At 43.0% G+C, this 9,111-nt stretch carries 17 protein-coding genes; all 17 read right to left on the bottom strand.

Annotated elements, in window-relative coordinates; translation table 11 throughout:
• Positions 1 to 467 precede the first annotated feature (467 nt).
• The 17 genes from rplQ to rplN all read right to left on the bottom strand — a co-directional run bounded on the left by rplQ (position 468) and on the right by rplN (position 8,944).
• On the bottom strand, positions 468 to 869 hold the full coding sequence (gene rplQ, locus ACFI34_RS15530) for a 50S ribosomal protein L17 (protein WP_006794892.1): 402 nt from the start codon (positions 867 to 869) through the stop codon (positions 468 to 470).
• Positions 870 to 908: 39 nt separating this feature from the next.
• Positions 909 to 1,895, bottom strand: a complete 987-nt coding sequence (locus ACFI34_RS15525; RefSeq protein ID WP_008127834.1) for a DNA-directed RNA polymerase subunit alpha — start codon at positions 1,893 to 1,895, stop codon at positions 909 to 911.
• Positions 1,896 to 1,919: 24 nt separating this feature from the next.
• Positions 1,920 to 2,540 (bottom strand): 30S ribosomal protein S4, encoded by a 621-nt coding sequence (gene rpsD, locus ACFI34_RS15520; protein ID WP_002959461.1) that lies wholly within the window; start codon positions 2,538 to 2,540, stop codon positions 1,920 to 1,922.
• Between the two features lie 21 nt (positions 2,541 to 2,561).
• Positions 2,562 to 2,948: a 30S ribosomal protein S11 gene (rpsK, locus tag ACFI34_RS15515; RefSeq protein ID WP_002959471.1), complete on the bottom strand. Its 387-nt coding sequence runs from the start codon at positions 2,946 to 2,948 to the stop codon at positions 2,562 to 2,564.
• 12 nt (positions 2,949 to 2,960) lie between these two features.
• The gene (rpsM, locus tag ACFI34_RS15510; protein ID WP_006794252.1) at positions 2,961 to 3,317 is read right to left on the bottom strand and encodes a 30S ribosomal protein S13; all 357 of its coding nucleotides are present in this window, start codon (positions 3,315 to 3,317) and stop codon (positions 2,961 to 2,963) included.
• A 125-nt stretch (positions 3,318 to 3,442) separates the two neighbouring features.
• Complete coding sequence (gene rpmJ / locus ACFI34_RS15505) at positions 3,443 to 3,556, bottom strand: 50S ribosomal protein L36 (protein ID WP_002959476.1); 114 nt, start codon at positions 3,554 to 3,556, stop codon at positions 3,443 to 3,445.
• Between the two features lie 22 nt (positions 3,557 to 3,578).
• Positions 3,579 to 4,907 carry a preprotein translocase subunit SecY gene (gene secY / locus ACFI34_RS15500; RefSeq protein WP_058403567.1) on the bottom strand — a complete coding sequence of 443 codons (1,329 nt, stop codon included), beginning with the start codon at positions 4,905 to 4,907 and terminating at the stop codon, positions 3,579 to 3,581.
• A 10-nt stretch (positions 4,908 to 4,917) separates the two neighbouring features.
• A complete protein-coding gene (gene rplO / locus ACFI34_RS15495) occupies positions 4,918 to 5,352 on the bottom strand; it encodes a 50S ribosomal protein L15 (protein WP_006794250.1) in 435 nt (144 codons plus the stop codon).
• A 4-nt stretch (positions 5,353 to 5,356) separates the two neighbouring features.
• A complete protein-coding gene (gene rpmD, locus ACFI34_RS15490) occupies positions 5,357 to 5,539 on the bottom strand; it encodes a 50S ribosomal protein L30 (protein ID WP_002959482.1) in 183 nt (60 codons plus the stop codon).
• 2 nt (positions 5,540 to 5,541) lie between these two features.
• Complete coding sequence (gene rpsE / locus ACFI34_RS15485) at positions 5,542 to 6,048, bottom strand: 30S ribosomal protein S5 (RefSeq protein WP_006794249.1); 507 nt, start codon at positions 6,046 to 6,048, stop codon at positions 5,542 to 5,544.
• Between the two features lie 9 nt (positions 6,049 to 6,057).
• Positions 6,058 to 6,408 carry a 50S ribosomal protein L18 gene (gene rplR, locus ACFI34_RS15480; RefSeq protein WP_006794248.1) on the bottom strand — a complete coding sequence of 117 codons (351 nt, stop codon included), beginning with the start codon at positions 6,406 to 6,408 and terminating at the stop codon, positions 6,058 to 6,060.
• A gap of 9 nt (positions 6,409 to 6,417) precedes the next feature.
• Positions 6,418 to 6,951, bottom strand: a complete 534-nt coding sequence (gene rplF / locus ACFI34_RS15475) for a 50S ribosomal protein L6 (RefSeq protein WP_006794247.1) — start codon at positions 6,949 to 6,951, stop codon at positions 6,418 to 6,420.
• Positions 6,952 to 6,964: 13 nt separating this feature from the next.
• Complete coding sequence (rpsH, locus tag ACFI34_RS15470; RefSeq protein WP_006794246.1) at positions 6,965 to 7,357, bottom strand: 30S ribosomal protein S8; 393 nt, start codon at positions 7,355 to 7,357, stop codon at positions 6,965 to 6,967.
• 21 nt (positions 7,358 to 7,378) lie between these two features.
• Positions 7,379 to 7,684 carry a 30S ribosomal protein S14 gene (gene rpsN / locus ACFI34_RS15465; RefSeq protein ID WP_006794245.1) on the bottom strand — a complete coding sequence of 102 codons (306 nt, stop codon included), beginning with the start codon at positions 7,682 to 7,684 and terminating at the stop codon, positions 7,379 to 7,381.
• 10 nt (positions 7,685 to 7,694) lie between these two features.
• Entirely contained in the window at positions 7,695 to 8,234 is a 540-nt protein-coding gene (gene rplE, locus ACFI34_RS15460; protein ID WP_006794244.1) for a 50S ribosomal protein L5, read from the bottom strand.
• 16 nt (positions 8,235 to 8,250) lie between these two features.
• Positions 8,251 to 8,565, bottom strand: a complete 315-nt coding sequence (gene rplX, locus ACFI34_RS15455; protein WP_006794243.1) for a 50S ribosomal protein L24 — start codon at positions 8,563 to 8,565, stop codon at positions 8,251 to 8,253.
• 10 nt (positions 8,566 to 8,575) lie between these two features.
• On the bottom strand, positions 8,576 to 8,944 hold the full coding sequence (gene rplN / locus ACFI34_RS15450; RefSeq protein ID WP_002959498.1) for a 50S ribosomal protein L14: 369 nt from the start codon (positions 8,942 to 8,944) through the stop codon (positions 8,576 to 8,578).
• Between the last annotated feature and the right edge of the window lie 167 nt (positions 8,945 to 9,111).

Below are 9,111 nucleotides of genomic sequence, written 5' to 3'. Positions count from 1 at the left end.
AACTAAGTGGTTTGCCTGCAGCTTAAGCGTTGCCTGCTCTGCCGTCTCAGTGGGGTCGTATTATAGGGAGATCCGAAAACAGATCAACCCTTTTTTGTAGAAAACTTGAAAAAACATGCTGTTCGATGAGTATTTGAGCTAAACGCTCATAAACACAACTAAAAGTAAGCTTTATTTACCTAACAACGCCATTTTTACTAAGTTTACAATAATGAATATCTTCCAAGTACTTATTTGAAAGGTAATTATGATAACAAACGTATCAGCTTATGATTTTTTCTTGGTATAACGTTACCGCTTTTGTAGTAATGCTACTCACTTCGCTGAATCATTAATGTAATAGAGCTGTGTTTTGGATGACTTGAGATTAGTGGTAATAGGTAAATATAATAATGCAGAAGTTTAATTTGTAAATTTTAGCCATTAAAAAGCCGAGCATAAGCTCAGCTTTTAGGTTTCTTTAAGACTTACTCTGCAGACTGTGCGTCTTCTTGAACTTCTTCGCTAGTCGCTGGGCGACCAACTAGTTCAATATAAGCCATTGGTGCATTATCACCAGTACGGAAGCCACACTTAAGAATACGAGTGTAACCACCTGGACGATCCGCGTTACGTGGACCGATTTCACTGAATAATTTACCAACAACTTCATTGTCGCGCGTGCGAGCAAACGCTAAACGGCGGTTTGCTACACTGTCAGTCTTAGCCAGTGTGATTAAAGGTTCAATTACACGACGTAACTCTTTCGCTTTTGGCAAAGTTGTTTTGATGATTTCATGTTTCACCAAAGAACCTGCCATATTGCTGAACATCGCTTTACGATGGCTACTGTTACGGTTTAATTGACGACCACTCTTACGATGGCGCATGACCCTATCCTTCTAACTAAACTAATATAGTGATTTAGATTATTCAGCTAAACTTGCAGGTGGCCAATTTTCTAGGCGCATACCTAGAGAAAGACCACGTGAAGCTAGCACGTCTTTAATTTCAGTTAGAGACTTCTTACCTAAATTAGGCGTTTTAAGAAGCTCAACTTCAGTGCGCTGAACTAAATCACCGATATATTGAATTTGCTCGGCTTTCAAACAATTTGCTGAGCGTACTGTTAGTTCAAGATCATCGACTGGACGAAGCAGAATAGGATCGAATTCTGGTTTCTCTTCTTTCTCTTCTGGCTCAGTTACATCACGTAAATCTACGAATGCATCTAATTGCTCAGCTAAGATAGTAGACGCACGGCGGATCGCTTCTTCAGGATCTAATGTACCGTTTGTTTCCATATCAATGATTAATTTGTCTAAATCTGTACGTTGCTCAACTCGAGCTGATTCAACCGAGTACGCAATACGTTCAACTGGGCTGAATGATGCATCAAGCAACAATCTACCAATTGGACGCTCATCGTCATCAGAGGATAAACGACTAGATGCCGGCACATAACCACGACCGCGCTCAACACGAATACGCATGCTGATCTCGCTGTTACCTGTAGTTAAATTACAGATAACGTGATCTGGATTAGCAATTGTTACATCGCCATCGTGCTGAATATCAGCCGCAGTAACAGGGCCTACACCAGATTTAGTCAGGGTCAGAAAAACTTCATCTTTGCCTTCTAACGTTACTGCTAAACCTTTAAGGTTTAAAAGTATTTCAATGATGTCTTCTTGAACGCCTTCTTTCGCGCTGTACTCATGTAATACACCGTCGATTTCTACTTCAGTTACTGCACATCCAGGCATAGATGAAAGTAATATACGGCGTAAAGCATTACCCAGAGTGTGACCAAAGCCACGCTCTAATGGTTCTAAAACTATTTTAGAACGCGTTGGGTTTATAGCGTCGATGTCGACTAACCTTGGTTTTAGAAATTCTGTAACAGAACCCTGCATTTTATCCTCTCTTAACTCTTAACTTTACTTAGAGTAAAGTTCGACGATTAGTTGTTCATTAATGTCCGCAGACAGGTCTGAACGCTCAGGTAGACGCTTAAAGCTGCCTTCCAATTTCTTACCGTCAACTTCAACCCAAGTCGGCTTTTCACGTTGCTCAGCCAACTCTAGAGCAGCGATGATACGTGCTTGTGTCTTAGACTTCTCACGGATTACTACAGTATCTTCTGGAGTAATTACGTATGAAGGAATGTTCACAACACGACCATTAACTAAAATCGCTTTATGGCTTACTAACTGACGTGCTTCAGCGCGTGTGCTAGCAAAACCCATGCGATATACAACATTGTCTAAACGTTGCTCTAAAAGCTGTAACAAGTTTTCACCTGTATTACCTTTAAGGCGAGCAGCTTCTTTATAGTAGTTACGGAATTGCTTTTCTAGTACACCGTAGATACGACGAACTTTTTGCTTTTCACGTAATTGTAAACCGTAATCAGATAGACGACCTTTACGAGCGCCGTGCTGACCAGGTGCAGTCTCAAGTTTACACTTAGAGTCGATAGCTCTTACGCCGCTCTTAAGGAACAGGTCAGTACCTTCACGACGACTCAGCTTGAGCTTAGGGCCCAAATATCTTGCCATGTTATTTCTCCTAACCTATTGTTAAACGCGACGTTTCTTCGGTGGACGACAACCATTATGTGGTATTGGCGTCACGTCAGTAATGTTGGTAATACGGTAACCAGCAGCATTCAAAGCACGTACAGCAGATTCACGACCTGGACCTGGACCTTTGATGAAAACTTCTAGATTTTTTAAACCGTATTCTTGAGCAGCAGTACCTGCACGCTCTGCAGCAACCTGAGCAGCAAATGGTGTAGATTTACGTGAACCACGGAAACCTGAACCACCGGCAGTAGCCCATGATAGTGCATTACCTTGACGGTCGGTAATCGTTACAATAGTGTTGTTGAAAGAAGCATGAACATGAGCCATACCATCAGCAACTTGTTTTTTAACCTTTTTACGACGAATTGGTGTCTTAGCCATAATACTATCCCCTTATCGCTTAATAGGCTTACGAGGACCCTTACGGGTACGCGCGTTAGTCTTAGTTCTTTGACCACGTAGTGGTAAAGAGCGACGGTGACGTAGGCCACGGTAACAACCAAGGTCCATAAGGCGCTTGATATTTAATGTAACTTCACGACGAAGGTCACCTTCAACAGTGTACTTGCCAACTGCATCACGCAGTACGTCAAGTGTTTCGTCAGAAAGTTCACCGATTTTTGTGGTTTCGGCGATACCAGTCGCTGCTAAGATAGCCTTAGAGCGAGTCTTACCTATGCCATAAATAGCTGTTAAACCAATAACTGCATGTTTATGATCAGGGACGTTAATGCCAGCAATACGGGCCACTAACACATCTCCTATATTCGAATTTGGTAATCAAAAGTTTGAAAAGCCCGTAAGGATACTCAAACGAAGACCAAATCACTACTAAAAACACAGGCCGAGAAATCTCAGCCTGCACGACTGTTTACTTAGCCTTGCCTTTGCTTATGCTTAGGCTCACTGCAAATTACGCGTACTACACCAGCACGTTTAATAACTTTACAGTTACGGCATATTTTCTTAACGGAAGCACGTACTTTCATTGCTCAACTCCGTAAACTGACCTTATCGACCGTAGCCTTTAAGGTTCGCTTTTTTCAGCACAGAATCATACTGATGAGACATCAGGTGAGTCTGTACTTGTGCCATAAAGTCCATGATTACAACAACGATAATCAAAATTGATGTACCGCCGAAATAGAATGGCGTTTGCCATGCCATAGTCATGAATTCGGGCACCAGACAGATAAAGGTTATATACAAAGCACCTGCCAATGTCAGGCGTGTCATCACTTTATCAATGTATTTAGATGTCTGCTCACCTGGACGAATACCTGGGATAAATGCGCCAGATTTCTTAAGGTTATCTGCAGTTTCACGCGGGTTAAATACCAACGCTGTATAGAAAAAGCAGAAGAAGATAATAGCCGCAGCTAAAACAAGTGAGTACAAAGGTTGACCTGGAGTCAACGTTGTAGCTACAGCTTGTAATGCATCAGCGACAGGACCTTCACCTTGGCCGAACCAGCTAGCAATTGTACCAGGGAACAGAATTATACTACTAGCAAAGATTGGTGGAATAACACCCGCCATGTTTACTTTTAGTGGTAAATGCGTGCTTTGAGCAGCAAATACTTGACGACCTTGTTGGCGTTTAGCGTAGTTAACAACAATACGTCGTTGTCCACGTTCGAAAAACACTACAAGATAAGTAACAGCGAATACTATAACCGCAACCATAAGTAGTACAAAAACATTCAAATCACCTTGGCGCGCCATTTCGACTGTCGAACCAATAGCAGACGGCAAGTTAGCTACAATACCAACAAATATCAGAACTGAAATACCGTTACCGATACCACGCTCTGTTATTTGTTCACCCAACCACATAAGGAACATAGTACCAGTCACTAAGCTCACCACAGCGGTGAAATAGAAACCCATACCCGGATTAACAACTAACCCGTTCATCATGCCCGGTAAGCTAGTAGCAATACCGATAGATTGAATAGTAGCTAGCACAAGCGTGCCGTAGCGTGTGTACTGGCTAATTTTTTTACGCCCTTGCTCACCTTCTTTCTTAAGCTCTATAAACGGAGGATACATATGCGTTAATAGTTGCGTAATAATCGAAGCCGAGATATACGGCATAATACCCAGCGCTAACACTGAAGCTCGCTCAAGTGCACCACCACTGAACATGTTAAACATTTCAACAATGGTGCCCTTTTGTTGCTCGAAGAAATCGGCAAGTACAGCGGCGTCAATCCCAGGGATCGGCACAAATGAACCTAGACGGTAAATTATGATAGCACCTAATACGAAGAGTAATCGACGCTTCAATTCCGAAAGCCCACTTTGTGCACTTTGTGTATCTTGACCTGGTTTAGCCATTTGTACTTCCTTAGTCTTCTACCTTGCCTCCGGCAGCTTCAATAGCTTCGCGTGCACCCTTAGAGGCTTTAAGACCTTTAAGTGTAACAGCGCGTGAAACTTCACCAGATTTAACAACTTTAACGAAAAGAACGTTCTTTTTAACTAGACCAGCTGCTTGTAACGCGCTTAGGTCTACCACATCGCCTTCAACTTTAGCGATTTCAAAAAGGTTAACTTCTGCAGATACTAACGATTTGCGTGAAGTAAAACCAAATTTAGGTAGACGACGTTGCATAGGCATTTGACCGCCTTCAAAACCAACGCGTACTTTACCGCCAGAACGTGACTTTTGACCTTTGTGACCACGGCCACCAGTCTTACCAAGACCAGAACCGATACCACGACCAACACGTTTAGGGGCAGTTTTTGAACCTGCAGCAGGTGAAAGTGTATTCAAATGCATGAAATTAACCCTCTACCTTAACCATGTAAGAAACCTTGTTTATCATACCACGTACACATGCTGTGTCTTCTAACTCAACAGTGTGATTGATACGACGTAAACCAAGACCGCGTAATGTAGCTTTATGCTTCGGTAAACGACCGATAGAGCTTTTTACTTGTGTTACTTTTACAGTTTGATTAGCCATGGTTACCCCAGTATTTCTTCTACGCGAAGGCCACGTTTTGCAGCGATAGACTGTGGAGAATTCATATTCTCAAGAGCCGAAATCGTTGCACGTACTACGTTGATTGGGTTAGTAGAACCGTAACATTTAGATAGTACGTTCTGAACACCAGTCACTTCTAGTACTGCACGCATAGCACCACCTGCGATGATACCAGTACCTTCAGAGGCTGGTTTCATGAACACTAGTGAGCCAGCATGACGTCCCTTAACAGGATGCTGTAATGTATTGCCATTTAGGTCTACATTGATCATGTTGCGACGTGCTTTTTCCATTGCTTTTTGAATAGCAGCTGGAACTTCACGTGCTTTACCATAACCAAAACCTACTTTACCTGCGCCGTCACCAACTACAGTTAGTGCAGTAAAGCTAAAGATACGACCACCTTTAACTACTTTAGACACACGGTTTACCGCGATTAGCTTTTCAGCTAGATCAGGCTGTTGTTGCTTTGCTTCTACGTTAGCCATTGTCTACTCCTAGAATTGCAAACCGGCTTCACGCGCAGCATCAGCTAGCGCCTTCACACGGCCGTGATATTTAAAGCCACTGCGATCAAAAGCAATCTTTTCGATGCCTTTGTCAGCCGCACGTTCAGCAACCGCTTTGCCAACTGCTTGCGCAGCTTCAACGTTACCGGTGCCTTTAACTGTTTCGCTAATAGCCTTCTCAACAGTAGAAGCAGCAGCCAGTACATTACCCTCAGCATTAATTACTTGAGCGTAAATGTGACGTGGCGTGCGGTGGATAACAAGACGCGTTGTGCCTTGTTCAATATAATTTCTACGAGTGCGTTTAGCACGACGTAGACGAGCTGTTTTTTTATCCATCGTCTTACCTTACTTCTTCTTAGCCTCTTTACGGCGTACATTCTCATCTGAATAGCGAACACCTTTACCTTTATAAGGCTCAGGTTTACGGTATGCACGAATGTTAGCAGCTGTTTGACCAACTAACTGCTTATCTACGCCCTTAACTAGAACTTCTGTTTGGCTTGGAGTTTCAATCGTAATTCCTTCAGGAACTGCGAAATTAACTGGGTGTGAGAAACCAAGTGTTAAGTCTAAAACTTTACCCTTAGCTGCAGCACGGTAACCAACGCCTACTAACTGAAGTTTCTTCTCGTAACCTTCATGCGTACCAACAACCATGTTGTTGATTAGAGCGCGAGCAGTACCTGCTTGTGCCCATGCATTTGCTACGCCTTCACGAGGTAAAGTTGTAATAACGTTGTCGTTAACTTGTACTTCAACTGCGTCGTTGATAGTACGAGTAAGTTCACCGTTTTTGCCTTTAACTGTGATTTCCTGGCCTTTCAATGTAACTTCTACACCGGCAGGAACATTAATTGGTGCCTTTGCTATGCGAGACATAGTTCCCCTCCGATTAAGCTACAAAGCCAATGATTTCACCACCAACACCAGCACTACGTGCTGCGCGGTCTGTCATTAGGCCTTTAGAAGTTGATACGATAGCGATACCAAGACCACCCATTACCTTCGGTAATTCGTCACGTTTCTTATAGATACGTAAACCAGGGCGACTTACACGCTGGATATTTTCAATTACAGCTTTGCCTTCGAAGTACTTCAACTCGATAGAAAGCTCAGGTTTAACTTCACCGTTAACTGCGTAGTCTACGATGTAACCTTCGTCTTTTAGTACTTTAGCTAATGCTACTTTCAGCTTTGAAGTTGGCATCGTTACAGATACTTTCTTCGCTGATTGACCGTTACGGATACGTGTGAACAAATCCGCGATAGGATCTTGCAAGCTCATAGTCTTACTCCCATGATTCTATTACCAGCTAGCCTTTTTAAGGCCAGGAATTTCACCGCGCATAGCTGCTTCGCGAACTTTAATACGGCTCATGCCGAATTTGCGAAGGAAACCATGTGGGCGGCCCGTAATGTTACAACGATTACGTTGACGTGCAGGGCTAGAATCACGAGGTAAAGCTTGTAGCTTAAGTACCGCGTCCCAACGATCATCTTCAGATGTATTAACATCACTGATGATAGCTTTTAGTGCAGCACGCTTTTCAGCATACTGAGCAACTAGTTTTGTGCGCTTTGCTTCGCGCGCTTTCATAGAATTCTTTGCCATAACCCTACCCTTATTTCTTAAATGGGAAGTTAAACGCTTCTAACAACGCACGGCCTTCCTCATCAGATTTCGCAGAAGTAGTGATAGTGATATCCATACCGCGTACACGGTCTACTTTATCGTAATCGATTTCTGGGAAGATGATTTGTTCACGTACGCCCATGCTGTAGTTACCACGTCCATCAAAAGACTTAGCACTTACGCCACGGAAGTCACGAATACGTGGGATAGCGATTGATACCAAACGCTCAAAAAAGTCCCACATACGCTCGCCGCGTAGGGTTACTTTACAACCAATTGGGTAGCCTTCACGCACTTTAAAGCCAGCAACAGATTTGCGTGCTTTAGTGATTAAAGGTTTCTGACCAGAGATTGCAGTTAAATCAGCTACAGCGTGATCTAAAATTTTCTTGTCAGCTAGGGCTTCGCCCACGCCCATATTTAATGTGATCTTTTCGATCTGAGGGACTTGCATGACAGAGCTGAAACCAAACTTCTCTTGAAGTTCAGCTACTACTTTGTCTTTATATACTTCATGCAGTTTCGCCATCATTCTACTCCAACTATTAGATAGTTTTACCAGTAGATTTAAAGATACGTAATTTCTTACCATCTTCAATCTTGAAACCTACACGATCTGCTTTACTCGTTTCCGAGTTGAAGATCGCAACGTTTGATGCGTCCATAGACGCTTCTTTCTCAACAATGCCGCCAGCTTGGTTCAATTGTGGAACCGGCTTTTGGTGTTTCTTGATCAAGTTTATGCCTTCGACAAAGATTCGACCAGATTCAGTAACAACTGAAAGCACTTTACCGCGCTTACCTTTGTCTTTACCTGCTAGTACGATTACTTCGTCACCACGACGGATTTTTGCTGCCATGATTGGCTCCTTACAGTACTTCTGGGGCTAGTGAAACGATTTTCATGAACTTGTCATTACGAAGTTCGCGAGTCACAGGGCCGAAAATACGTGTACCAATTGGCTGCAAGTTATCATTTAAGATAACAGCCGCGTTGCTGTCGAAACGGATCAGAGAACCATCTGGACGGCGAACACCTTTTCTGGTACGCACAACTACCGCGTTTTTAACATCACCTTTCTTCACTTTACCGCGAGGAATAGCTTCTTTTACAGAAACTTTAATGATGTCGCCAATCGCTGCGTAGCGACGGTGTGAACCACCAAGGACTTTTATACACTGCACTTTGCGAGCGCCGCTGTTATCAGCAACTTCCAGCTGAGTTTGCATTTGGATCATGTTAATGACCTCCGGTGTAGTAATTACAACGTGTCTTAAAATTGTTTAAAATCAAGACATTTCGATTAAATCCCACTCAAAAACAAACGAGTTGTCTCTTAAGGGCGGGCAATTGTACCAGCATTGAGCATGCAGCGATAGGTTATTTTTTAATTAATTTAAGGACT

This window comes from Pseudoalteromonas sp. PSi26, assembly GCF_054960575.1.
The sequence above is the reverse complement of the archived record's forward strand: the minus strand, read 5'-3'. Positions and strand labels throughout refer to the sequence as shown.